Origin of the sequence: Variovorax cryoconiti, from assembly GCF_051216395.1 — a bacterium.
Lineage (GTDB): Bacteria > Pseudomonadota > Gammaproteobacteria > Burkholderiales > Burkholderiaceae_C > Variovorax.
Genome location: NZ_JBPJZI010000005.1, coordinates 292,480 through 315,104 on the forward strand (window position 1 = coordinate 292,480; position 22,625 = coordinate 315,104).

General features: G+C 70.5%; 19 protein-coding genes. 16 read left to right on the forward strand and 3 right to left on the reverse strand.

Translation table 11 applies throughout. From position 1 onward, the window contains the following. Nucleotides 1–8 precede the first annotated feature (8 nt). From ACSFA2_RS15220 to ACSFA2_RS15280, 13 genes are read left to right on the forward strand one after another with little or no spacing between them, the layout of a single operon-like run. A complete protein-coding gene (locus tag ACSFA2_RS15220; protein WP_435456147.1) occupies nucleotides 9–1,970 on the forward strand; it encodes a TonB-dependent receptor domain-containing protein in 1,962 nt (653 codons plus the stop codon). Then, nucleotides 1,955–3,319 (forward strand): cobyrinic acid a,c-diamide synthase CobB, encoded by a 1,365-nt coding sequence (locus tag ACSFA2_RS15225; RefSeq protein ID WP_435456148.1) that lies wholly within the window; start codon nucleotides 1,955–1,957, stop codon nucleotides 3,317–3,319. Before ACSFA2_RS15220 ends, ACSFA2_RS15225 begins: the two co-directional genes overlap by 16 nt. After that, entirely contained in the window at nucleotides 3,309–3,866 is a 558-nt protein-coding gene (locus tag ACSFA2_RS15230) for a bifunctional adenosylcobinamide kinase/adenosylcobinamide-phosphate guanylyltransferase (RefSeq protein WP_435456149.1), read from the forward strand. Before ACSFA2_RS15225 ends, ACSFA2_RS15230 begins: the two co-directional genes overlap by 11 nt. Beyond that, complete coding sequence (locus tag ACSFA2_RS15235; RefSeq protein WP_435456150.1) at nucleotides 3,863–4,729, forward strand: ABC transporter substrate-binding protein; 867 nt, start codon at nucleotides 3,863–3,865, stop codon at nucleotides 4,727–4,729. Before ACSFA2_RS15230 ends, ACSFA2_RS15235 begins: the two co-directional genes overlap by 4 nt. Then, nucleotides 4,726–5,730, forward strand: a complete 1,005-nt coding sequence (locus ACSFA2_RS15240; protein ID WP_435456151.1) for a FecCD family ABC transporter permease — start codon at nucleotides 4,726–4,728, stop codon at nucleotides 5,728–5,730. The genes ACSFA2_RS15235 and ACSFA2_RS15240 overlap by 4 nt, the downstream gene beginning before the upstream one ends. Then, nucleotides 5,727–6,509, forward strand: coding sequence for an ABC transporter ATP-binding protein (locus ACSFA2_RS15245; RefSeq protein WP_435456152.1), 783 nt, complete (start codon nucleotides 5,727–5,729; stop codon nucleotides 6,507–6,509). The genes ACSFA2_RS15240 and ACSFA2_RS15245 overlap by 4 nt, the downstream gene beginning before the upstream one ends. 17 nt (nucleotides 6,510–6,526) lie before the next feature. Then, nucleotides 6,527–7,096, forward strand: coding sequence for a cob(I)yrinic acid a,c-diamide adenosyltransferase (gene cobO, locus ACSFA2_RS15250; RefSeq protein WP_435456153.1), 570 nt, complete (start codon nucleotides 6,527–6,529; stop codon nucleotides 7,094–7,096). A 5-nt stretch (nucleotides 7,097–7,101) separates the two neighbouring features. Continuing rightward, nucleotides 7,102–7,788 carry a 5,6-dimethylbenzimidazole synthase gene (gene bluB / locus ACSFA2_RS15255; RefSeq protein WP_435456154.1) on the forward strand — a complete coding sequence of 229 codons (687 nt, stop codon included), beginning with the start codon at nucleotides 7,102–7,104 and terminating at the stop codon, nucleotides 7,786–7,788. Beyond that, nucleotides 7,788–8,267: a MotA/TolQ/ExbB proton channel family protein gene (locus ACSFA2_RS15260; protein WP_435456155.1), complete on the forward strand. Its 480-nt coding sequence runs from the start codon at nucleotides 7,788–7,790 to the stop codon at nucleotides 8,265–8,267. Before bluB ends, ACSFA2_RS15260 begins: the two co-directional genes overlap by 1 nt. Continuing rightward, nucleotides 8,264–8,626 (forward strand): DUF2149 domain-containing protein, encoded by a 363-nt coding sequence (locus ACSFA2_RS15265; protein ID WP_435456156.1) that lies wholly within the window; start codon nucleotides 8,264–8,266, stop codon nucleotides 8,624–8,626. The genes ACSFA2_RS15260 and ACSFA2_RS15265 overlap by 4 nt, the downstream gene beginning before the upstream one ends. Then, nucleotides 8,626–12,669: a cobaltochelatase subunit CobN gene (gene cobN / locus ACSFA2_RS15270; RefSeq protein WP_435456157.1), complete on the forward strand. Its 4,044-nt coding sequence runs from the start codon at nucleotides 8,626–8,628 to the stop codon at nucleotides 12,667–12,669. Before ACSFA2_RS15265 ends, cobN begins: the two co-directional genes overlap by 1 nt. Nucleotides 12,670–12,671: 2 nt before the next feature. Then, the gene (gene cbiB / locus ACSFA2_RS15275; RefSeq protein ID WP_435456257.1) at nucleotides 12,672–13,649 is read left to right on the forward strand and encodes an adenosylcobinamide-phosphate synthase CbiB; all 978 of its coding nucleotides are present in this window, start codon (nucleotides 12,672–12,674) and stop codon (nucleotides 13,647–13,649) included. A gap of 36 nt (nucleotides 13,650–13,685) precedes the next feature. Beyond that, nucleotides 13,686–14,726, forward strand: a complete 1,041-nt coding sequence (locus ACSFA2_RS15280; RefSeq protein WP_435456158.1) for an aminotransferase class I/II-fold pyridoxal phosphate-dependent enzyme — start codon at nucleotides 13,686–13,688, stop codon at nucleotides 14,724–14,726. Nucleotides 14,727–14,760: 34 nt separating this feature from the next. On the opposite strand, the gene ACSFA2_RS15285 is transcribed toward ACSFA2_RS15280, so the two are convergent. The 3 genes from ACSFA2_RS15285 to ACSFA2_RS15295 all read right to left on the reverse strand — a co-directional run bounded on the left by ACSFA2_RS15285 (nucleotide 14,761) and on the right by ACSFA2_RS15295 (nucleotide 16,816). Then, nucleotides 14,761–14,931: a hypothetical protein gene (locus ACSFA2_RS15285; RefSeq protein WP_435456159.1), complete on the reverse strand. Its 171-nt coding sequence runs from the start codon at nucleotides 14,929–14,931 to the stop codon at nucleotides 14,761–14,763. Nucleotides 14,932–15,037: 106 nt separating this feature from the next. Continuing rightward, complete coding sequence (locus tag ACSFA2_RS15290) at nucleotides 15,038–15,808, reverse strand: flagellar brake protein (protein ID WP_435456160.1); 771 nt, start codon at nucleotides 15,806–15,808, stop codon at nucleotides 15,038–15,040. Between the two features lie 93 nt (nucleotides 15,809–15,901). Further along, entirely contained in the window at nucleotides 15,902–16,816 is a 915-nt protein-coding gene (locus ACSFA2_RS15295) for a LysR family transcriptional regulator (RefSeq protein WP_435456161.1), read from the reverse strand. 201 nt (nucleotides 16,817–17,017) lie between these two features. On the opposite strand from ACSFA2_RS15295, the gene ACSFA2_RS15300 reads away from it, so the two are divergent. From ACSFA2_RS15300 to ACSFA2_RS15310, 3 genes are all read left to right on the forward strand, one after another. Continuing rightward, complete coding sequence (locus tag ACSFA2_RS15300; RefSeq protein WP_435456162.1) at nucleotides 17,018–17,899, forward strand: alpha/beta hydrolase; 882 nt, start codon at nucleotides 17,018–17,020, stop codon at nucleotides 17,897–17,899. A 157-nt stretch (nucleotides 17,900–18,056) separates the two neighbouring features. Beyond that, nucleotides 18,057–19,310 (forward strand): efflux RND transporter periplasmic adaptor subunit, encoded by a 1,254-nt coding sequence (locus tag ACSFA2_RS15305; protein WP_435456163.1) that lies wholly within the window; start codon nucleotides 18,057–18,059, stop codon nucleotides 19,308–19,310. Nucleotides 19,311–19,343: 33 nt separating this feature from the next. After that, nucleotides 19,344–22,610 carry an efflux RND transporter permease subunit gene (locus ACSFA2_RS15310; RefSeq protein ID WP_435456164.1) on the forward strand — a complete coding sequence of 1,089 codons (3,267 nt, stop codon included), beginning with the start codon at nucleotides 19,344–19,346 and terminating at the stop codon, nucleotides 22,608–22,610. Nucleotides 22,611–22,625 lie beyond the last annotated feature (15 nt).

Below are 22,625 nucleotides of genomic sequence, written 5' to 3' on the forward strand. Positions count from 1 at the left end.
TCGTTCCCATGATTCATCGCTTTTCTTCCGCGGGCGCTTTCCTGCCTGTGCGTTCGCGCGCGCGCGTCGGCCGGGCCACGTTGCCCTGGGCCGTCGCCGCGGCCTTTCCGATCTGCGCGCTGGCGCAGAGTCCGTCCGCTGCGCCCGCCCTGCGCGAAACCGTGGTCACCGCCACGCGCGTCGAGCAACCGCTGTCGGACCTGGTGGCCGACGTGTCCATCGTCGACCGCGACACCATCGAACGCAGCGGCGCCACCGGCGTGGCCGATGTGCTCGCGCGCCTGCCGGGCATCGAGATCGGCCGCAGCGGCGGCATCGGCAATGCGACCAGCGTCTTCATCCGCGGCGCCGAGTCGCGCTTCACCGCGGTCTATATCGACGGCGTGCGCATCGATTCGCAGTCGACCGGCGGCGCCGCCTGGGAAGGCATCCCGCTCGGACAGATCGACCGCATCGAAGTGCTGCGCGGCCCGGCCGCCGCGGTGTACGGTTCGGACGCCATCGGTGGCGTGATCCAGCTCTTCACCAGGCGCGGCGAAGGCCCGGCGAGGCCTTTCGTCGGCGTGGGCATCGGCAGCCACAACCTGCGCAAGACCGAAGCCGGACTGAGCGGCTCGGCCGGCGAGGGCGGTGCCTTCGACTACGCGCTGGGCGTGTCCCACGAGGAGAGCGACGGCTACAACATCCAGCCGCTCGACAAGCGCAACCCGGTGCGGACCGCGCAGTACGGCGCCGACGGCTGGACCAGCCCCGACCGCGACGGCTACCGCAACACGGCGGCCAATGCGCGACTGGGCTTCCAGATCAACCCGGCGCACCGGCTCGAAGGCACCTTCCTGTACAGCGACACCGAGGCGCAATACGACGCGTCCCGCACGGGCGCCCGGCCGCCCGCCGTGTTCGCCGACGACACCGGCACCAACACCCTGCGCACCGCCGGCCTGGCCTGGACGGCCAAGTGGAACGAGATCTACAGCACCCGCCTGCAGGTGACCGACGGCAAGACCACCTACCAGACCGATCCCTCGTTCTATCGCACCGAGACCGAGACCCGCGGCTATCTGTTCCAGAACGATGTCAAGTTCGGGGCGCACCGCTTCAATGCCACGCTCGAACGGCGTGAGGACGCGCTGACGAACGCGCCTGCGCTGCTCGCGCGCGACCGGTCGCAGAACGCGCTGTCGCTCGGCTACGGCTTCGTGCAGGGCCCCCATTCGCTGCAGCTGCAGGCGCGGCACGACGACGACAGCGAGTTCGGCGGCAAGACCACCGGCAGCGCCGCCTACGGCTTCGCGATCACGCCGCAGTGGCGTGCGACGGCTTCGGCCGGGACCGCCTTCCGCGCGCCGACGCTGTACCAGCGCTTCAGTCAATACGGTGTCGCGAGCCTCAAGCCTGAAGAAGGCCGCAACGTCGAACTGGGCCTGCGCTGGAGCGAAGGTACGAGCAACGCGGGCGTCGTCGTGTACCGCAACCGCGTGAGCAACCTGATCTCCTTTGATGGCAGTTCGTTCGCGTGCTCCGCCGCCGTGGGGTCGACCTTCGGTGGCTGCTACGCCAACACGGCACGTGCCGAGTACCAAGGCCTCACGCTGAGCGCGGGCCACCGCATCGGTGATGTCACGCTGCGCGCCTCCGCCGACTTCCAGGATCCACGCGATCTCGTGACCGACAAGCAGCTGGCCCGCCGCGCCCGCCGGCACGGCACGCTGGGCGCCGACTGGGCCGTCGCCGGCTGGACGCTGGGCGCCGAGGTGCAGACGTCGAGCATGCGCTACGACGATGCCGCCAACACCCGCCGGCTCGGCGGCTACACGCTGCTCAATCTGGTGGCGAGCACCCGGCTCACGCCGTCGCTGACGCTGATCGCGCGCCTGGACAACGCGGGCGACAAGGACTATGCGCTGGCCCGCATCTACGCCACCGGCGGCCGCACCGCCTACCTCGGGCTGAAGTGGTCGCCGCTGTAACGCCACGCGCCAGCTGCGCGGCCATCCTCGTGGCAGCCCCGGCGTCCGGCCAGGGCAAGACCACGGTGGCGGCCGCGCTCGCGCGCCTGCACGCACGGCAGGGCCGGCGCGTGCGCGCCTTCAAGTGCGGGCCGGACTTCCTCGACCCGCACTGGCTGGCGCTCGCCACCGGCGCGCCAGTGCATTCGCTGGACCTCTGGATGACCGGCGAAGCCGACTGCCGCGCGCGGCTGCACGAGGCCGCGGCAACCTGCGACCTGGTGATCGTCGAAGGCGTGATGGGCCTGTTCGATGGCACGCCGAGCGCGGCCGACCTGGCCGAGCGCTTCGGCCTCGCGGTCGTGGCCGTGATCGATGCGCGCGCCATGGCCGGCACCTTCGGGGCGCTGGCCTTCGGCCTGCAGAACTTCCGCCCGGGCCTGCCCTGGGCCGGCGTTCTGGCCAACCGCGTGGCCAGCGAGCGCCATGCCGGCATGCTGGAAGATGCGCTGCGCGATCCGGCGCAATGGCTCGGCGGCCTGCCCAAGGGCGAAGCCTTCAGCCTGCCCGAACGCCACCTGGGCCTGGTTGGCGCCACGGAGCTCGGCGATGCAATGGCGCGGCTCGACGCTGCTGCCGACGCGCTGGCCGCGACGCCGCTGGGCCAGCGCCCGCTCGACGCGCTGCCGCAGTTGCATGTCGATGATTCGCCATCGCCGGCCGACGCACCGACGCCGCGGTGGCTCGCCGGCCGCACCATCGCCGTCGCCCGCGATGCCGCCTTCTCCTTCATCTACCCGGCCAACCTCGACCAGCTGGCCGCGCTGGGGGCGCGCGTCGTTTTCTTCTCGCCGCTGGCGGGTGACGCGCTGCCGGACTGCGACGCGGTCTGGCTGCCGGGCGGCTACCCCGAGCTGCATGCCGAGGCGCTGTCGCGCTGCACTGCCGTGCGCGACGCGCTGGCGGCCCATGTCGCGGTCGGCAAGGCGCTGTGGGCCGAGTGCGGCGGCATGATGTCGCTGTTCGACACGCTGGTCACGGCGGATGGCACGGCGCATCGGATGTGGGGCCTGTTGCCGGGCCGCGTGACGATGCAAAAGCGCCTGTCCGGCCTGGGGCCGCAGCAGCTGGACATCGGTGCGCTGTCCTTGCGCGGCCACACCTTCCACTATTCGTCCTGCGAGACGCCGTACCCTGTCGCGCTGCGCACCGCCAAGCCGGGCGCCGTGCAGGCGGTGGGCATCGGCGAGGCGGTCTATGAACAGGGCGCTCTACGCGCGAGCTACTTTCACGCCTGGTTCCCGTCGAACCCCGAGGCCGCGGCGCGGCTCTTTCTTCCCGAACCCCTGGAAGGTGCGCATGCGCTTTGAACGCGAACTGATCCTCGGCGGCCAGCGGAGCGGCAAGTCGCGCCGTGCCGAGATGGCGGCCGCCGCCTGGCTCGCGGCCGACGCCGCACGCGACGCCGTCCTGATCGCCACCGCGCAGCCGCACGATGCCGAGATGCACGAGCGCATCGCGCGCCACCGGGCCGACCGCGCGGTGCGCGTGCCCGGCCTGCGTACGGTCGAGGAGCCGCTGGCGTTGCCGGGCACGATCGCGGCGCTGTCCGCGCCCGGCACGCTGGTGGTGGTCGATTGCCTCACGCTGTGGCTCACGAACCTGACGATGCCGCTGCACGGCGCGCCCGCCGATGCCGGCGATGCGGCGGCGTCGCTGGTCGCCGCATTGCGCGACGCGCGGGGCCCCATCGTGCTGGTCGGCAACGAGATCGGCCTGGGGGTGATCCCGCTGGGCCGCGAGGTGCGTGCCTTCGTCGATGCGCTGGGCCGGCTCAACCAGGCCGTGGCCGCGGCCTGCGACCGCGTCACGCTGATGGCGGCCGGCCTGCCGCTGACCTTGAAGGAACCTGCATGACGTCGTTCTTGCGCGCCTTGCTTGCCTGCGGCGCATGGATGGCCTTCTGCGCCGCAGCCCATGCGGTCCAGGTGACCGACGAGCGCGGTGTCGTGGTCGACCTGCCGCAGCCGCCGCAGCGCATCGTCACATTGCTGCCCTCGTTGACCGAAGGCGTCTGCGAGATGGGCGCCTGCGCACGGCTGGTCGGCGTGGACCGCTATTCGAACTCGCCCGCGCCGGTGCGTGCGCTGCCGCAGGTCGGCGGCGGGCTCGACCCGAACGTGGAGGCTATCGTCGCGCTCCGGCCCGACGCGGTGCTGCTCGCGAAATCGTCGCGCGTCACGCAGCGGCTCGAAGCCCTCGGCCTGAAGGTGCTGGTGCTCGAGCCCAAGAACCATGCCGACGTGCAGCGTGTGCTCGCCAAGCTCGACGAGGTGCTGGGTACGCACGAGGCGCCGCGCGTCTGGCGGGTGATCGACGCCAGCGTGTCGGCCGCGGCGCAGTCGGTGCCGCCCTCGGCGCGGGCGATGCGCGTCTATTTCGAGGTGAACAGCGGCCCCTATGCGGCCGGCGAGAGTTCCTTCATCGGCGAGACGATGACCCGCCTGGGCGTGCGCAACATCGTGCCGGCGTCGCTCGGGCCCTTCCCCAAGATCAACCCGGAATACGTGGTGCGCGCCAATCCCGATGTGATCATGGTGGGCGAGCGCAGCGCCGCCGGGCTGGAGCAGCGGCCGGGCTGGGCCGGCATCCGCGCGGTGCGCGAAGGGCGCGTCTGCCGCTTCACCGCCGCTGAGTCCGACGTGCTGGTGCGGCCCGGCCCGCGCATGGGCGAGGCCGCACGGCTCATGGCGAAGTGCCTCGCCGACAAGGCGCCATGAAGCTGCAACGACGTCGTGCGCCGCTCCTGGCCCTCGCCTTGCTGCTGCTGTCGGCCGGTGCGCTGCTGTTCGGCCTGGGCATCGGCAGCACCGGTTTCCAGAGCGTGCTGGCGGCGCGCCACGACCCCATCGCGCTGCAGATCGTCTGGGACATCCGCCTGCCGCGCACCCTCGGCGCCTGGCTGGCTGGCGGGCTGCTCGGGCTGGCAGGCGCGGTGGCGCAGGGGCTGTTCCGCAACCCGCTGGCCGACCCGTACCTGCTGGGCAGCGCCTCGGGCGCAGCGCTCGGCGTCGCCGTGGCGCTGCTGCTCTTCGGCGCCTCGCCGAGCACCACGCAGTGGGTGGTGCGGCTGGGCCTGACCGGCGCCGCCTTCGTGGGCGCCGTGGTGGCCGTGCTGCTCACGCTGGCGCTCGCACGCGGGGTGCAGCAGACGCTGCGCCTCTTGCTGGCCGGCGTGATCGTCGGCGTGGTGCTGGGCGCGGTGAAAGACCTGATCACCATTCAGTCGGCCGACATCCTGGTCGCGCTCACCGGCTTCATGCTGGGCAGCACCGGCCTGGTCGGCTGGAGCGCCTGTGCACTGATGGCGATCTTCGGCACCGGTTGCCTGCTGCTGGGTTGGGCGCTGGCGCCGGTGCTCGACGGCCTGGCGCTGGGCGAATCGACTGCGGCGAGCCTCGGCCTGCCGCTGGGCGCGATGCGCGCCGCGCTGGTGGCGGTGCTGGCGCTGGCCACGGGCGCGGCCGTGGCGCAGACCGGCCTCATCGCCTTCGTCGGCCTGGCCGCGCCGCACCTGGTGCGCTCGGTCGTCAAGACCACGCACGCCTGGCTGCTGGTGCTGTCGACGCTGATGGGCGGCCTGCTGCTGATGACCGCCGACCTCGGTGCGCGCTGGCTGATCGCGCCGCAGGAGCTGCCGGTCGGCGTGCTGACCGCGGTGCTCGGCGGCAGCTACCTGCTGTGGCTGATGCACCGCCGCAGCCTGCGAGGTGGCCGATGACGCCCGCCGCGACGCCCGCGCTGCAGGCCGAAGGCGTGCACGCCACGCTCGGCCAGACGGTGGTGCTGCACGGCATCGACCTGGTGCTGCCCGCGGGCCGCTGGAGCGCCATCGTCGGCCCGAACGGCGCCGGCAAATCGACGCTGCTGCGCGTGATGGCCGGCCTGTTGCCGCACGAGGGCGCGGTGCGGCTCTTCGGCCAATCGTTGCAGCGCCTGCCCGGCCGCACCCGTGCGCAGCGGCTGGCCTGGCTGGGGCAGGGCGGGGCGGGCGAGGGCAGCGCCGACGACCTGCTGGTCTACGACGTCGCGATGCTCGGCCGACTGCCGCACCAGCGCTGGCTGGCGGCGCCGAGCCCGGCCGATCATGCCGCGGTCGAGCGCGCACTGCGCAGCACGCAGGCCTGGGACTGGCGCGAACGCCCGCTCGGTCAGCTCTCGGGCGGCGAGCGCCAGCGCGTGCTGCTGGCGCGCGCGCTGGCGGTCGAGGCCGAGGTGCTGCTGATGGACGAACCCTTGGCCAACCTCGACCCGCCGCACCAGGCCGACTGGATGCACACGGTGCGGGCCTTGGTGGCCGACGGCCGCACGGTGGTCAGCGTGCTGCACGAACTCTCGATGGCGCTGGCTGCCGACACCGTGGCGGTGATGGCCGAGGGCCGCCTGCTGCACCACGGCGAGGCGGCCGATGCATCGACCCACCGGGCCCTGGAACACGTCTTCGACGAGCGCGTGGCAATCCACCGCGTCGCCGACCAATGGATCGCGCTGCCCCGCTAGACAACGAAGGAATACCCATGCAGATCGAAACCCCACCCAGCGCCAAGCCCTACGAGAAGCCCGAAGGCGAACGCCGCGGCATCGTCATCGTCAACACCGGCGACGGCAAGGGCAAGAGCACCGCGGCCTTCGGCCTTGCGCTGCGCGCCCACGGCCGCGGCAAGGCCGTGAAGATCTGGCAATTCATGAAGGTGCCGACGGCGCGCTTCGGCGAGCACCGCATGTTCGAGCAGATCGGCATTCCGATCGAGGGCCTGGGCGACGGGTTCAGCTGGAAGAGCCAGGACCTGGAGCATTCAGGGCAGCTGGCCCGAGACGGCTGGCTGCGCGCCAAGGCGTCGATCCTGTCGGGTGACTACTTCCTCGTGGTGCTCGACGAGATCACCTACCCGCTCATTTACGGCTGGCTGCCGCTGGACGACGTGCTGGCCACGCTGCGCGAGCGGCCCAGGCACGTGCACGTGGCGCTCACCGGCCGCCGCTGCCCGCCCGAGATCATCGAACTGGCCGACACGGTGACCGAGATGACGATGGTCAAGCATGCGTTCAAGGCCGGCATCCCGGCGCAACGCGGCATCGAGGATTGACGACGATGAACGCGCAGGACTTCTCTGCGGCCGAGACACGGGCCGTCTACCGCGCCATCCACGAGCGCCGTGACATGCGGCACTTCGCGGGCGGCGCGGTGGCGCCCGACCTGCTGCGCCGGCTGCTCGACGCCGCGCACCACGCGCCGAGCGTCGGTTTCATGCAGCCATGGCGCTTCATCCGCATCCGCGATGTGGCGCTGCGCCAGCGGCTGCACGCCACCGTCGAGCAGGAGCGGGTGCGGACCGCGCGTGCCCTCGGCGAGCGCGAAGACGAATTCATGCGCCTGAAGGTCGAGGGCCTGCTCGATGCGGCCGAGCTCATCGCCGTGGCGCTGGCCGACGGGCGCGAGCCCCATGTGTTCGGCCGCCGCACGCTGCCGCAGATGGACCTGGCCTCGGCCGCCTGCGCCATCCAGAACCTGTGGCTCGCCGCGCGCGCCGAGGGGTTGGGCATGGGCTGGGTGTCGCTGTTCGACCCGGCCGAGGTCGCGGCGCTGCTGGGCTTGCCCGCGGGCGCCGAACCGATCGCCTTGCTGTGCCTCGGGCCGGTCCACGATTTCTACGAGGAGCCGATGCTCCAGCAGGAACGCTGGGCGCGGCGCGAGCCGCTGGCGTCGATGGTGTTCGACGACCGCTGGGGCGCGGCGTCGGCCCTGTTCGATGCGACGCCCGATAAGGAGACGCGCTGATGCTGGCCTTCGATAGCGTGCTGTTCGAGCTGGCACGCCTGTTTCTCTGGCCGGTCACGCTGGGTGTGCTGCTGTCCTTCGTCTACGCAGTGTGGAGCCTGGGCGCCTTCGGCATCGAAGCGCTGCAGCGCCGCCGCGATCCGGCGCGCGTGCTGGTGCTGCAGCGCGTGGCGGAGCAGGGCCAGGAACAGATGGAGCTGGCCGTGCTCAAGTCGCTCGAAGGCGTGCGCCTGTGTAGCCGCGTGGCACCGATGCTCGGGCTGATCGCGACCATGATCCCGATGGGACCCGCGCTGGTGGCGGTGGCCTCCGGTCAGTCGCAGGGCGTGGCGCAGAGCCTGGCGCCGGCCTTCGCGGCGGTGATCGTCGCGCTGGCCTCGGCCTCGATCACCTTCGTGGTGTACACGGTGCGGCGCCGCTGGCTGATGCGCGAACTGGTGACGGTGCTGGACGCCCGGGACGCCAGGGGCGAGCGATGACGCGGCGCCAGTTCAGCCTCCTGAACAGCCTCGACGCCGAGGACGATGACCCGGTGCTGTCGACCATCAACCTGATCGACGTCTTCATGGTGGTCATCGGCATGCTGATGATCGCGGTCATCGACAACCCGGTGAACCCGTTCGCGCAGGACACGCTGACCATCATCCGCAACGAGGGCCGACCCGACATGGAGATCATCACCAAGGATGGCCAGAAGCTCACGCGCTTCAAGGCGAGCGGCGCGACGGGGCAGGGCGATGGCGAGAAGGCCGGTACCGCCTGGCGGCTGAAGGACGGGACGATGGTCTACGTGCCGGCGGACGCGACGCCCGAGCCCGCGGCGCCAGGCGCCCGGTGATGCGCATGGGGCGTGTGGGTTGCGGCTGGCTGGGCGCCTGGCTGTGCCTGGCACTGGGAGCGTTCGGCCCGGTCATCGCGCTCGCTCAGACACTGCCTGCCTCCCCGCGCATCGTGCTGCTGAGCACGCGGCTGGTGCCGCCCACGCGGCTGGCGCACCAGCAGGCCGCGGCGCGCGACGCGGGGTTGCCGCTGCAGGTCGTCTCCGCCACCGAAGACACGCCAGAAGCGCTGGACAAAGCCCTCGACGGCGCACGCCTGCTGGTCATCGACGCGCCGCACCTGAGCCTGACGCAAGCCGCGGCGGAACGCTTCGGCGATGTCATCGCGCGCAGCACGACGCCTTATGTCCTCGTCGGCGAATTCGGCCTGGTCGCCAAGGGCCAGCTGTCGGCCGCGCCGCCCATCGCTGCCGATCGCGGCGTCGACCCGGCCTGGGCGCAACGGCTGCGTGCGTACTGGCGCTTCTCCGGCAACGAGAACCTGCGCGCGGCAATGAGGGCACTGGGCCGCGTCGGCGACATGGCGGGGCTGCCCGCGCCGGTCGTGCTGCCGCTGGCCGGCTTCTACCACCCCGGCTGGCCGCGCGTCGAAGCCGACATCGCGTCTCTCAATGGCTTGCCCGGTGCATCGAACGCCGCCACCGTCGCCATTGCCGTCAACGTCGCCACACTGACCAGCGACGACACCGACTGGCTTGACCGCACGATCCGCGGCATGGAGCAGCGCGGCCTGCGCGCCTATGCCTTCTACGGCCCGCGCCAACAGAAGGACCTGTTCTTCCGCATGACGCACGCAACCGGCGCCGACGGCAGCGCGCGCCGCGTGGTCGATGTGATCGTCAACGCCGCCCTGGTGTTCAACCCGAACGACCGCAAGGCCGAACTCGAACGCATCGGTGTGCCGGTGCTGCAGACCCTGCCGGCCGGGGCGATGGACGCCGCCCAGTGGGCGCGCAGCACCGAAGGCCTGGCGCCCGCCGACATTGCCTACTACTACAGCCCGAGCGAGCTGGCCGGCATGACCGACGCGATGCTGGTCACCGCGCGCGATGTGGCCACCGGCTCGCTGCAGCCCTTGCCCGCGCAGATCGATGCCGTCGCCGACAAGGCCGCGGCGCTGGTCCGGCTGCAGCGCACGCCGCCGGCCGAGCGACGCGTGGCGATGCTGGTCTACAACTACCCGCCCGGCGAGGCGAACTTCGGCGCGTCCTTCCTCAACGTGCCGCGCAGCGTCGACGGCATGCTGGCGGCGATGCAGCGCGCCGGCTACCGCACCGATGCGCCCGGCAGCGAGGCGTTGATCGCGAAGGTGCAGGCGACGATGCAGGCCTATTACCCCGTGCCCGGCAACGACGCGTTGCAGCCGTTGCTCGCGCAAGACCTGGCCGATGCGCTGCCGCTGTCGCGCTACCTTGCGTGGTTCCGCGCGCTGCCGGCCACCACGCAGCAGCGCATCGAGGCCTATTGGGGGCCGCCGGCAAGCTCGACGATGCTGCGAGAGGTCGGCGGTGCGCCGGCCTTCGTGATCCCGCGCGTGCGCTTCGGGCAGGTCGTGGTGCTGCGCCAGCCGCCGCGCTTCGAGCCCGGCACCGCCGTGCGCGACAGGGCCGGGAAGGTGTATCACCGCTCGGCCGTGCCGCTGAGTCACGGCTACCTCGCGACCTACCTCTGGTTGCGCACGCAGTTCGGGGCCAGCGCCCTGGTGCATGTCGGCACGCACGGTACCGTCGAATGGTCGGCTGGCAAGGAGCGCGGGCTGTCGGTGCAGGACGACCCGATGCTCGCGCTGGGCGACCTGCCCAACGTCTACCCCTACGTGATGGACAACCTGGGCGAGGCGACCACTGCCAAGCGCCGCGGCCGCGCGACGATGGTGAGCCACTCGACCCCGATGTTCTCGCCGGCCGGCTTCCGCCCCGGCGTGCAGGCGATGCACGAGCGCATGCACGACTGGGAAACGCTGTCGCCCGGTCCGGTCAAGCGCGCGATGGAAGCCGGGCTCGCCAAGGAATTCATCGCGCAGCACTACGACCGCGATTTGCAATGGGCGCCGGCCCGCATCCGTGCCGACTTCGCCGGCTTCATCGCCGTGCTGCACCCCTACCTCGACGAACTGGCGCAGACCGCGCAGCCGCTCGGCCTCGCGACCTTCGGCGAGGCGCCGGACGCCACGCGCCGCCGCCTCACCGTGCTGCAGATCCTGCGCAAGCCGCTGGCCGAAGCGCTGCACCTGGATGCCGACGAGGCCTTCCTGCTGGAGCCCAAGAACCTCGCCATGTCGCCGATGGTCCAGTGGCTGGAACGCGCGCTGCGGCATGCAGAGACAGCCGATTCGGACGCGTTGCGCGCGCTGGCCGAGCGGGCGCGGCAGCTCGATGCGGTGCTTGCGCACAACGAGGAAATCGATGGCCTGCTGACCGCCCTGGACGGCCGCTACCTGAAGGCGAGCTACGGCGGCGACCCGGTGCGCAACCCCGACAGCCTGCCGACCGGCCGCAACCTCTACGGCTTCGACCCCAGCCGCGTGCCGACGCGCGCGGCCTGGGACGTCGGCACGGCCGCGCTGGACGCGTGGGTCGCCGCGCACGCGATGAATCATCAGGGAAAGGCGCCCGGGAAGATCGCCTTCACGCTGTGGGCCGGCGAGACGCTGCGCCATCAGGGCGTGATGGAAAGCCAGGCCTTCTACGCGATGGGCGTGAAGCCGCGCTGGGACGACGCGGGCCGCATGACCGGCATCGACGTCATCCCCGACGCGGTGCTGCGCCGGCCGCGCATCGACGTGCTGGTGAGCGTCACCGGTTCGTACCGCGACCAGTTTCCGGCCGTGATGCGTTGGCTCGACGAGGCGGTGCGGCAGGTCGCAGCCATGCCATCCGCGAACAACTTCGTGGCCCGCCACAGCGAGGCGCTCGCGCGCCGCATGACGGCCGACGGCGCCTCGCCCGCCGAAGCGCAGCGCTGGTCGACCGCCCGCGTGTTCTCGAACGAATCCGGCAGCTACGGCGCCGGCCTGGAAGAGGCGGCGATGGCCAGCGAGCTCTGGCGCACGCAGCGCCGCGGCGGTGGCGATGCGCAGATGGCGCGGCTCTTCATCGACCGCATGGGCCACGCGTACGGTGAAGGGCTCGACAGCGCCGCGCCGCCCGGCGCCTTCGCCGGCAACCTCGCGCAGGTCGATGCGGCGCTGATGTCGCGCACGTCCAACCTCTACGGCGTGCTGACCAACGACGACCCGTTTCAATATCTCGGCGGCATCGCGCAGGCCGTCCGGCAGCTCACCGGCAAGGACCCGGCGCTGTACGTGCAGAACCTGCGCGAGGGCACGGCCGTGCGCACCGACACCGCCGCCGGCGCCATCGCCCGCGAGATGCAGACGCGCTATCTGCATTCGCAGTGGATCGAGGCGCAGAAGGCCGAGGGCTACAGCGGCGCCCTGCAGGTGCTCAAGACCGCGCAGTTCCTCTGGGGCTGGCAGGTGACCGCGCCCGCAGCGGTGCGGCAGGACCAGTGGCAGTCGCTGCACGACGTTTATGTGCGCGACCGCTACCAGCTCGGCACGCGGCAGTGGCTGGAGGGCGCCAACCGCGCCGCCTTCGCGCAGACGCTGGAACGCCTGCTCGACGCGGTGCGGCTGGACTACTGGCGGCCCGATGCGGCGACGCGGCGCGAGCTGGCGCAGGCCTATGTCGCAGCCGCGGCGGCGAGCGGATTGCGGGAGCGCCATGCCGAGGTGGCGCGCTACGCGCAGGCCGAACTGCAGACGGCGCCGCGCGAGACGGTTGCTGCGCCCCGGCCGATCGAGGTGATGACGGTGCGCGATGCGCCTGTCCCGGTCGAGGTCGCGCCTCCTCCATCTCCGATCGCGGCCGAGCCGGCCACCGATCGCGTCCAGGGCCTCAAGCTCGAACCCGTGCCCGAGCCAACACGCGCCGCACCGCCCGTCGTACAAGGCCTCTGGGCCGCTTTCGGTGTGGCGATGCTGATGGCGCTGGGCGCATGGAGCCAATGGCGGCGCAGTCGCCGCGCGGTGCCGGCATGACGATGGCCGCCGCCACCGTCGACGCGCTGCGCACGGCCGGCACGATGAGTGCCGCGCTCTGGATCGCGCTCCTGATCGATCACGTCCTCGGCGAGCCGCCGGCGCGCTGGCACCCGGTGGTGTGGATCGGCCACTACCTGGGGGGGGTCGGCCAGCGCATCGCGCCGCTCGGCGTGTCGACGGCGCGCGCCGCGCCCTTCATCGGTGGGGCGCTCGCCTGGTGCATCGGCGCGGCCGTCGTTGGCGGCGTGACCTTCGGCATCGAGCGCGCCTTGTGGATGTTGCCGTTCTGGGCGACGACCCTTGGGCTCGGCCTGCTGCTCAAGCCCTTGCTGGCCTGGCGCATGCTGCGCAACGAGGTGATGGCGGTCGACGCGGCGCTGGGCGTGTCGCTGGAGGCCGGCCGCGCCCAGTTGGCCCGGCTGGTGAGCCGCGACGTCAGCCTGCTCAGCGAGGCCGAGGTCCGCGAAAGCGCCATCGAGTCGCTGGCCGAGAACCTCAACGACTCGGTGGTCGCACCGATCTTCTGGTTCCTGCTGTTCGGCCTGCCGGGCGCCGCCCTCTACCGCTTCGCGAACACCGCCGATGCGATGTGGGGCTACCTCGGCCTGCGCCACGGCCGCGACTGGACCTGGGCCGGCAAGTGGGCGGCGCGGGCGGACGATGCGCTGTCGTGGGGGCCGGCGCGCATCACGGCGCTGCTGCTGCAGGGCCTGGCGCGGACGCCGGGCTGGCGCGTGCTGCAGCGCGAGGCCCGTCGCACGCCGTCTCCCAACAGCGGCTGGCCGATGGCCGCGATGGCGCTGCGCCTGGGCGTGCGGCTGGGCAAGCCGGGCGTCTATGTGCTGAATGCCGAGGGGCGGCTGCCACAGTCCGGCGACATGCCGCGCGCGGCGCGCTTCGGTGGCCATGCGGTGCATGCGGCGGTCGCCCTGGCGACGCTGGCCTTCTTCCTGGTCGCCTGGGCCGCGCGCGGCTGACGGGCTGCCCCGCGGCTTGCGTATCCTCCGTTCGCCATGTCTTCTCCCTTTCCCTCGTCGATGAACGCGGCCGTCGTGCACGGCGGCCCCGACGCGCTGGGCGTGCCGGCGCACGACTTCTCGACCAACGGCAATGCCTGCGGCCCCTGTCCCGTCGCGCTCGCGGCGCTTCAGGCGGTCGACGCCGCGCACTATCCCGACCCGCACTACACCGCGCTGCGCGAAACGCTGGCGCGCTTCCACGGCGTCGATGCGCGGCGCATCGTGGTCGCAGCCAGCGCCAGCGAATTCATCTTTCGCGTCACTGCCGCTTTCGCGTCGCGCGGCGGGCGCCGTGTCGCGCTGCCGCCGCACAGCTACGGCGACTACCGGCGCGCAGCGCGGGCCTGGGGCCTGACCGCGTCGACATGGAACGAGGACGAATGGGCCGGCGGACCCGCGCCGTCGCTGCACTGGGCCTGCGATCCGTCGAGCCCACTGGGCCAGGAGGAGCCGGGGCTCGGCGCGCGCATCGACCGGCTGCCCGAGGGCGCGACCTGCGTCCTCGACCTGGCCTACGAGCCGCTGCGCCTGGAGGGCGCCCTGGCACTCACGACAGCGCAACGCGATCGCGTCTGGCAACTGGTCACGCCGAACAAGGCCCTCGGCCTGACCGGCATCCGCGCGGCCTACGCGATTGCGCCGCGTGCAAACCGCGACATGCACGAGGTCGTTGCGCGGCTCGCGCCTTCGTGGCCGGTCGGCAGCCATGGCGTCGCGCTGCTCGGTGCCTGGACGTTGCCCGAGGTGCAGGCACATCTGCAGCGCACGCGCGCGACGCTGGCCGACTGGAAGCAGCAACAGATCGCGATGTGTGCGTCGCTGGGCTGGGAATGCCTGCCGAGCGTGGCCAACTTCTTCTGCGTGCATCCCGGCGTGAAGGGTCTGCCCGCCTTGGCGACCGGCCTGCGCGGTCACGGTGTGAAGGTGCGCGAGGCGGCTTCCTTCGGGCTGCCGGAAGCGCTGCGACTGGCGGTGCTCCCGCCTGCCTCGCAGGACGCCTTGCACGCGGCGGTGCGGGCGCTGGCCGCGCGCTGACGACGTTTCTCCGACGGCGCGCGGCCAGCGCCAGTCAGTCCTCGGACTTCTCCTCGCCGGGTTGCTCCGCGAGCTTCTTGTTGCGCACCTTCTTCATCATCTCCTCGCCTTCGACGTCCTTGCCGTCGGTGGGCACGGATTCTTCCTGGGTGATCTCGGGTTCGTCGTGGTGTTCGGGTGGGCTCGGTGTTGCGGGTGTCGTCATGCACGTCTCCGTTGGTGGTGCACGACCATGGCCTGCCCGTGCTTCCGGGCGGGGCAGGGCAACCCGCCCGTGCGTGTCGGCCAATGCCGACAGTGACCGCGCGGCGTCAGCGCGCCAAGGTGTTTCCCTTCAATTCGAGCTGCGTGATCAGGCGCTGCAGCTTGCCTTCGACGTTGCCCGGCAGCGTCAGGAAGCGGAACCCCAGGAGATGGCGCTGCCCGCCGTTGGGCAGGACGGTGGGGCGGCGCGACACCAGTTCCAGGTCGATCGAGAGCCGGCCGAAGGTGCCGAGCGAGAGTTCGCAGTTCCGCAGGGAGGTGCCGATGGCCCAATCGGCCACGCGTTTGTCCGTGGTGCGGATGGCGACACCGCCGAGCGACAGGTCGTGCACTTCGAAGCGGAACGCCCCGTCCTTGGGCAAGGACCCGGTGCATGTGTAGGCGTTCTGCACCGGCGTGCCGACGCGGAAATGCTCCCGGCGCTGCAGGTAGTACAACACCTCGGGAAAGTCGACCTCGAAGGCGGGCAGCCCTTCGAAGCGGGTTTCGCGCGGCGCAGCGGTGGCGAATTCGACCCGCACGCCTTCCGGCTGGGCGCTGAACTGGCAACGTTGCGCGGCCAGCAGGCCCTCGTTCTGCCGGGTCGACGCGCCCCAGTCGACAGTGAAGGTGCGCGCGCGTGTATCCACGTCGAGCAGCTGCGTCACCAGTTGTCCGCTTGCGGACTGGATGGTGAGGAAATCGCCGCCATTGACGAGACTGCGCAGCCGCGCACCGATCACGATCGGATCGCGGTGGCCGAATTCGTCGTCGCTCTCGCCTGGCGAGGTGTGCGTCTGATTGGACGCGTCGGCCTGGCCGCTCGAGTTGTTTTCCATGATGTGTGGGGATATAGACCCACTATCAATAGCGGCATTCGCCGCCCAAAGTGAAGGGTGCAGCGCGGAAATATTTGCTGCAGGGCGTGGACGTCAGCTTTTCTGCAGATTCGGATGCTTCGTGAAAAGCTCCGCCGCCCAGTCGACAAAGGCCCGCACCTTGGCGCTCAGGTGCCGATTGGGCGGGTACACCACGTAGATCGGCAGCGGCTCGCGGGTCCAGTCCGGCAGGATCTGAACCAGCTCGCCGCGGTCCAGGTAGGGCTGGGCGACGAAGGTCACCATCTGCGAGGCACCCAGCCCGGCCAGCACGGCGGTGGTGTGCGAGTTGCTCTCGTTGACCGCCAGGCGGTAGGGCGCATCGGGCTCGATGTGCTCGCCGTCCTTGTTGAATTCCAGTGGGTACATGCGCCGCGTGTTGCCCGAAAAATGGTTCACCACGCGGTGGCTCCTCTCCAGGTCGTGCGGATGCTGGGGCACGCCGTGGCGGCGCAGGTAGCCGGGCGACGCGACGTTGACGAAGGGCAGGTGGCCGATGCGGCGCGCCACCAGCGACTGGTCGCTGATCTCGCCGACCCGGATCACGCAGTCGACGTTGTCGGCGATCAGGTCGACGATGCGGTCCGACACGCCCATGTCGAGCTGGATGTCCGGAAAGCGCTCGTAGAAGCTCTCGATGGCCGGGATCAGCAGCAGGTTGGCCATCGACGAGCCGACGTCGATACGCAATCGCCCGGACGGGTTGGCCTGGGCATTGGTCATGCTGGCGTCGAGGTCGTCCAGCTCGGTGAGCAGGCGCGAGGCGCGTTCGTAATAGGCCGCGCCGTCGGGCGTCACGGTCACGCGGCGGGTGGTGCGGTTGAGCAGCTTCACGCGCACGCGCGCCTCCAAGGCCTGGATCTGCTTGGTGACCGTGCCCTTGGGCAAGGCCAGCGAGTCGGCCGCGCGGGTGAAGCTGCCGGTTTCCACCACGCGGGCGAAGACCCTCATTGCCTGGATCTGATCCATCCGGTTGTTCCTGCTCTTTGGTCGGCTTGTGGCCTCTGGCTGCCGCAGCGCCCTGCTGCGTGGGAGGATTCTCACACGCACGCGCGGCGTCGATTGTTCGTCGTGGAGAAACGGTGAGGTGGCAAAGTACCTCTTTCGGCGCTGGCTGGCGCCCGTACATTTCATCCATCGTTCATCCAACCGACCGCCCACAGGTTCACCATGTCCACCCGCCCCGTGCCTCCCGCCATCGAGCCGTCCCGCGCTGCCGCGTCGCCGGCCGCTGCCGAGAACGACATCACGATCCTGCTGCCCAAGCGCGAACCGGTGGCGGCCCGTACCTACGGTGTGCGCACGGGACGGGGCGTGCCGGTCGACCGGCCGCTGGTGCTGCATTTCCACGGCGGCAACTTCTCGAATGGTGACCTCGACGACGGCCGTGCCGTGGCACGCATGCTGGTAGAGGCGGGCGCCACGGTGGTGTCGATGGCCTATCCGCTGGCACCGCTGCACCCGTTCCCGGACGCGATCGAGGTCGGCTACGAGGCGCTCGAGTGGCTCTACAAGCAGCGGACCAAGCTGGGTGGCAAGGGCGCACGCATCTACCTGGCGGGCGAAGAGGCCGGCGGCAACCTGGCGGCGTCGCTGGCGTTGATCGCCCGCGACCGCGCCCATCCGCCGCTGGCCGGCCAGGTTCTGTTGTCGCCGATGCTCGACCCGTGCGCTGGTACCGCGTCGCTGCGCCAGGCGACCGGCGACGCCACCGACTGCAAGTACAGCGAAGGCTGGCAGAAGTACCTGCGCTGCCCGCGCGACGCGGAGCACCCGTACGCGGTGCCGGGCTCGTCCCGCCGGCTGGCCGACCTGGCGCCGACGCTGGTGTTGACCGGGCAGAACGACCCGATGCGCGATGAGGCCGTGCGTTACGCGAAACGGCTCGAGGACGCCGGCATTCCGGTGCGCAGCGAAGTCCTCGACGCCGCCCGGGGTTGGCCTGAAGCGCTGGCCGATCCGGCGACCTGTATCGACTGTCCGTGCGCACCGGTGGTGACGCAGCGTTTCCGCGAGTTCTTCGAGAGCACGCGCACGCCACCGCCTCACTAGGCGCCGGCTGGCGGGCCTCGGAGACAGGACGCCGGCATCTCTTTCCATGTCTGAATTTCGGCAACCGGATGCCCGGGGGCCGGCCCTTTTGTCGCCCGGCATTGCGTGCCGGAGGGACTTTTGCTTTCGAAAAACCAACTTGAGGACGGAAACCATCATGAACAAGCAGCCAGCCAACCCGCTCGTCGCCACCGCCCGCCGCGGCCTGTGGCCCACCGTGACCGCGCTCACGGCGGTTGCCGCCATCGTGTCGGCGATCTTCGGCCTGCGCCCGCTCGAGGCCGAGGCCAACACGCCCGCGGCCACCGCACCGCGCGCCACGCCGGTGTCGGTCGCCACTGTCGCGCAGACCGAGATCACCGCCTGGGACGAGTTCTCGGGCCGGCTCGAAGCGGTCGAACGCGTCGACGTCCGCTCCCGCGTCGCCGGTGCGGTGCAGTCGGTGCATTTCCGCGAAGGCTCGCTGGTGAAGAAGGGCGACCTGCTGATCACCATCGACCCGGCACCGTACGCGGCCGAGGTCGACCGCGCCGAAGCGCAGGTGGCGTCGGCCCAGGCCCGCGCCGCCTTCAGCCGCAGCGAACAGGAACGTTCCAAGCGCCTGTGGGACGAGCGCGCCATCGCCCAGCGTGAGCTGGACGAACGCACCAACGCCGGCCGCGAGGCCGAAGCCAGCCTGCGTGCCGCCCAGGCGTCGCTGCAGAGCGCACGCCTGAACCTGGGCTACACGCAGGTGAAGGCGCCGGTGGCGGGCCGCATCGGCCGGATCGAGGTCACGGTCGGCAACCTGGTGGCCGCCGGCCCCGGCGCCCCGGTGCTGACCACGCTGGTGTCGGTCAGCCCGATCTACGCGAGCTTCGATGCCGACGAGCAGATCGTGGGCAAGGCGCTCAAGGACATGGCGGGCAGCGGCGCGAGCACACGCACGCCGCTCGAACAGATCCCGGTGCAGATGGGCACGGCCGCCACCGAGGGCACGCCCTTCGCGGGCAAGCTGCAGCTGATCGACAACCAGGTCGATGCCCGCAGCGGCACGGTGCGCGTGCGCGCCGCCTTCGACAACAAGGACGGTTCGCTGATCCCCGGCCAGTTCGCCCGCATCCGCATGGGCCAGGCCCACACCAGCCGCGTGGTGCTGGTGAACGAACGCGCCGTCGGCACCGACCAGAACAAGAAGTTCGTGATGGTCGTGAACGGCGAGAACAAGACCGAGTACCGCGAAGTCACGCTGGGTGCGCCGGCCAACGGCCTGCGCGTGGTCACCCAGGGCCTGAAGCCGGGTGAGCGCGTGGTTGTCAACGGCCTGCAGCACGTGCGCCCCGGCGCGCTGGTCGAGCCGACGGTGGTGCCGATGGACGCAGCGCAGGCCAAGGCCCAGGCCGCTGCCACCAAGGTCGCCGCGACCAACTGAGCCCAGGCCCCGATGCCGCTCTGAAAGAACACCATGAACCTCTCCAAATTCTTCATCGACAGGCCGATCTTTGCCGGCGTGCTGTCGGTGCTGATCCTCATCGCCGGCCTGATCGCCATGCGGGCGCTGCCGATTTCCGAATACCCCGAAGTCGCGCCGCCCTCGGTGGTGGTGCGCGCCCAGTACCCGGGCGCCAACCCCAAGGTGATCGCCGAGACGGTGGCGACGCCGATCGAGGAGCAGATCAACGGGGTCGAAGGCATGCTCTACATGGGCAGCCAGGCGACCACCGACGGCGTGATGACGCTGACCGTGACCTTCAAGCTGGGCACCGACCCGGACAAGGCGCAGCAGCTGGTGCAGAACCGCGTCTCGCAGGCCGAGCCGCGCCTGCCTGAAGAAGTGCGCCGCCTGGGTATCACGACCATCAAGAGCGCGCCCGACCTGACGATGGTCGTGCACATGGTCTCGCCCAACAACCGCTACGACATCAACTACCTGCGCAACTACGCGGTGCTGAACGTCAAGGACCGGCTGGCGCGCATCGGCGGCGTGGGCCAGGTGCAGATCTTCGGCGGCGGCGACTACGCGATGCGCGTCTGGCTCGACCCGCAGAAGGTGGCCCAGCGCGGTCTGTCGGCCAGCGACGTGGTGGCGGCCATCCGCGGCCAGAACATCCAGGCGGCCGCCGGTGTGGTCGGCGCATCGCCAGGCCTGCCGGGCGTGGACATGCAGCTGTCGATCAATGCACAGGGTCGCCTGCAGAGCGAGGAAGAGTTCGGCGACATCATCGTCAAGACCGGCACCGACGGCGCCGTGACCCGGCTGCGCGACATCGGCCGCCTCGAGATGGGCGCCGCCGACTATTCGCTGCGCTCGCTGCTGAACAACGATCCGGCCGTCGGCATGGGCGTGTTCCAGTCGCCCGGCTCCAACGCGCTCGACATTTCGAGCAACGTGCGCGCCACCATGGAAGAGCTGGCCAAGAACATGCCTGAAGGCGTGGAATACCGCATTGCCTACGACCCGACGCAGTTCGTGCGTGCGTCCATCGAATCGGTGGTGCACACGCTGCTTGAAGCCATCCTGCTGGTGGTGTTGGTGGTGATCCTGTTCCTGCAGACCTGGCGCGCGTCGATCATTCCGCTGCTGGCCGTTCCGGTGTCGGTCATCGGCACCTTCGCAGTGCTGCACATCCTCGGCTTCTCGATCAATGCACTCTCTTTGTTCGGGCTGGTGCTGGCCATCGGCATCGTGGTGGACGACGCGATCGTGGTGGTGGAGAACGTCGAGCGCAACATCGAGGCGGGCCTGAGTCCGCGCGACGCCACCTACCGCGCCATGCGCGAGGTGTCGGGCCCCATCATCGCCATCGCGCTGGTGCTCGTCGCCGTGTTCGTGCCGCTGGCCTTCATCAGCGGTCTCACGGGCCAGTTCTACCGCCAGTTCGCGGTGACCATTGCGATCTCGACGGTGATCTCGGCGATCAACTCGCTCACGCTGTCGCCCGCGCTGGCCGCCTTGCTGCTGCGTGGCCACGACCAGCCCAAGGACGCGCTCACGCGCTTCATGGACCGCTACCTCGGCTGGCTGTTCCGCGGCTTCAACAAGCTGTTCCACCGCGGCTCCGAAGCCTACAGCGGCGGTGTCAAGGGCGTGATCGGACGCAAGACGCTGATGATGGTGGTGTACCTGGCGCTGATCGGCGTGACCTTCGGCCTCTTCAAGGCGGTGCCGAGCGGCTTCGTGCCGGCCCAGGACAAGCAGTACCTGATCGGCTTCGCGCAACTGCCCGACGGCGCCACGCTCGACCGCACCGAAGACGTGATCCATCGCATGGGCGAGATCATGAAGAAGAACCCGAACATCGAGGACGCCATCGCCTTCCCGGGCCTCTCGATCAACGGCTTCACCAACAGCTCGAACTCGGGGATCGTGTTTGCGACGCTCAAGCCCTTCGCAGAGCGCGAGCGCAAGGACCAGAGCGGCGGCGCCGTCGCGGGCCAGCTCAATGGGGCCTTTGCCAGCATCCAGGATGCCTTCATCGTGATGTTCCCGCCGCCACCGGTGGCGGGCCTGGGCACCACGGGCGGCTTCAAGCTGCAGGTGGAAGACCGCGCCTCGCTGGGCTACGACCAGATGGACGCGGCCGTGAAGGCCTTCATCGGCAAGGCACGGCAGGCGCCTGAACTGGCCGGCATGTTCACCAGCTGGCAGGTCAACGTGCCGCAGCTGTATGCCGACATCGACCGCACCAAGGCGCGCCAGCTCGGCGTGCCGGTGACGGACATCTTCGACACGATGCAGATCTACCTGGGCAGCCTGTACGCGAACGACTTCAACAAGTTCGGCCGCACGTACTCGGTGCGGGTCCAGGCCGATGCGCCTTACCGCGCCCGTGCCGAAGACGTGGGCCTCTTGAAGGTGCGCTCGAGCACCGGCGAGATGGTGCCGCTGTCGGCGCTGATGAAGGTCAACGCGAGCTTCGGCCCGGAACGCGCGATGCGCTACAACGGCTACCTCACGGCCGACATCAACGGCGGCCCGGCCCCCGGCTATTCGTCGGGGCAGGCGCAGGACGCGATCAAGCGCATCGCGGCCGAAACGCTCCCGCAGGGCATCAGCTTCGAGTGGACCGAGCTGACCTACCAGGAGATCCTGGCCGGCAACTCCGCCTTCCTGGTCTTCCCGCTGGCGCTGCTGCTGGTGTTCCTGGTGCTCGCCGCGCAGTACGAAAGCCTGACGCTGCCGATCGCGATCATCCTGATCGTGCCGATGGGCCTGCTCGCCGCCATGACCGGTGTCTGGATCTCGGGGGGTGACAACAACGTCTTCACGCAGATCGGGCTGATCGTGCTGGTGGGGCTGAGTGCGAAGAACGCGATCCTGATCGTGGAGTTCGCACGCGAGCTCGAGTTCGCCGGGCGAACGCCGATCCAGGCCGCCATCGAGGCCAGCCGCCTGCGGCTGCGCCCGATCCTGATGACCTCGCTGGCCTTCGTGATGGGTGTATTGCCCCTGGTGCTCTCGACCGGTGCCGGTTCCGAGATGCGCAAGGCGATGGGCGTAGCGGTGTTCGCCGGGATGATCGGGGTGACGGCCTTCGGCCTGTTCCTGACGCCGGTGTTCTACGTGCTGCTGCGCCGCCTGGCGGGCAACAAGCCGCTCAAGCAGCACGGCGACGTGCCGCACGACGTCGAGGCCTTCGCGCCGGCGGGCGATCTGTCCGTGGCGCACGGGGCAGGCGGTGGCGCGCCGCTGCACCCGCATCCGGCAGCCCCGCGCCATCCGAACGAATAAGAAGGCGCACGCCGC

What these genes read in the sequence shown, in the direction of transcription:
- ACSFA2_RS15295 (WP_435456161.1), bottom strand. Translation starts at nt 16,816, where the DNA reads ATGGATCAGATCCAGGCAATGAGGGTCTTCGCCCGCGTGGTGGAAACC.
- ACSFA2_RS15290 (WP_435456160.1), bottom strand. Translation starts at nt 15,808, where the DNA reads ATGGAAAACAACTCGAGCGGCCAGGCCGACGCGTCCAATCAGACGCAC.
- ACSFA2_RS15300 (WP_435456162.1), top strand. Translation starts at nt 17,018, where the DNA reads ATGTCCACCCGCCCCGTGCCTCCCGCCATCGAGCCGTCCCGCGCTGCC.
- cbiB (WP_435456257.1), top strand. Translation starts at nt 12,672, where the DNA reads ATGGCCGCCGCCACCGTCGACGCGCTGCGCACGGCCGGCACGATGAGT.
- ACSFA2_RS15305 (WP_435456163.1), top strand. Translation starts at nt 18,057, where the DNA reads ATGAACAAGCAGCCAGCCAACCCGCTCGTCGCCACCGCCCGCCGCGGC.
- ACSFA2_RS15280 (WP_435456158.1), top strand. Translation starts at nt 13,686, where the DNA reads ATGTCTTCTCCCTTTCCCTCGTCGATGAACGCGGCCGTCGTGCACGGC.
- ACSFA2_RS15240 (WP_435456151.1), top strand. Translation starts at nt 4,726, where the DNA reads ATGAAGCTGCAACGACGTCGTGCGCCGCTCCTGGCCCTCGCCTTGCTG.
- cobO (WP_435456153.1), top strand. Translation starts at nt 6,527, where the DNA reads ATGCAGATCGAAACCCCACCCAGCGCCAAGCCCTACGAGAAGCCCGAA.
- ACSFA2_RS15285 (WP_435456159.1), bottom strand. Translation starts at nt 14,931, where the DNA reads ATGACGACACCCGCAACACCGAGCCCACCCGAACACCACGACGAACCC.
- ACSFA2_RS15245 (WP_435456152.1), top strand. Translation starts at nt 5,727, where the DNA reads ATGACGCCCGCCGCGACGCCCGCGCTGCAGGCCGAAGGCGTGCACGCC.
- ACSFA2_RS15230 (WP_435456149.1), top strand. Translation starts at nt 3,309, where the DNA reads ATGCGCTTTGAACGCGAACTGATCCTCGGCGGCCAGCGGAGCGGCAAG.
- bluB (WP_435456154.1), top strand. Translation starts at nt 7,102, where the DNA reads ATGAACGCGCAGGACTTCTCTGCGGCCGAGACACGGGCCGTCTACCGC.
- ACSFA2_RS15235 (WP_435456150.1), top strand. Translation starts at nt 3,863, where the DNA reads ATGACGTCGTTCTTGCGCGCCTTGCTTGCCTGCGGCGCATGGATGGCC.
- ACSFA2_RS15310 (WP_435456164.1), top strand. Translation starts at nt 19,344, where the DNA reads ATGAACCTCTCCAAATTCTTCATCGACAGGCCGATCTTTGCCGGCGTG.
- ACSFA2_RS15220 (WP_435456147.1), top strand. Translation starts at nt 9, where the DNA reads ATGATTCATCGCTTTTCTTCCGCGGGCGCTTTCCTGCCTGTGCGTTCG.
- cobN (WP_435456157.1), top strand. Translation starts at nt 8,626, where the DNA reads ATGCGCATGGGGCGTGTGGGTTGCGGCTGGCTGGGCGCCTGGCTGTGC.
- ACSFA2_RS15265 (WP_435456156.1), top strand. Translation starts at nt 8,264, where the DNA reads ATGACGCGGCGCCAGTTCAGCCTCCTGAACAGCCTCGACGCCGAGGAC.
- ACSFA2_RS15260 (WP_435456155.1), top strand. Translation starts at nt 7,788, where the DNA reads ATGCTGGCCTTCGATAGCGTGCTGTTCGAGCTGGCACGCCTGTTTCTC.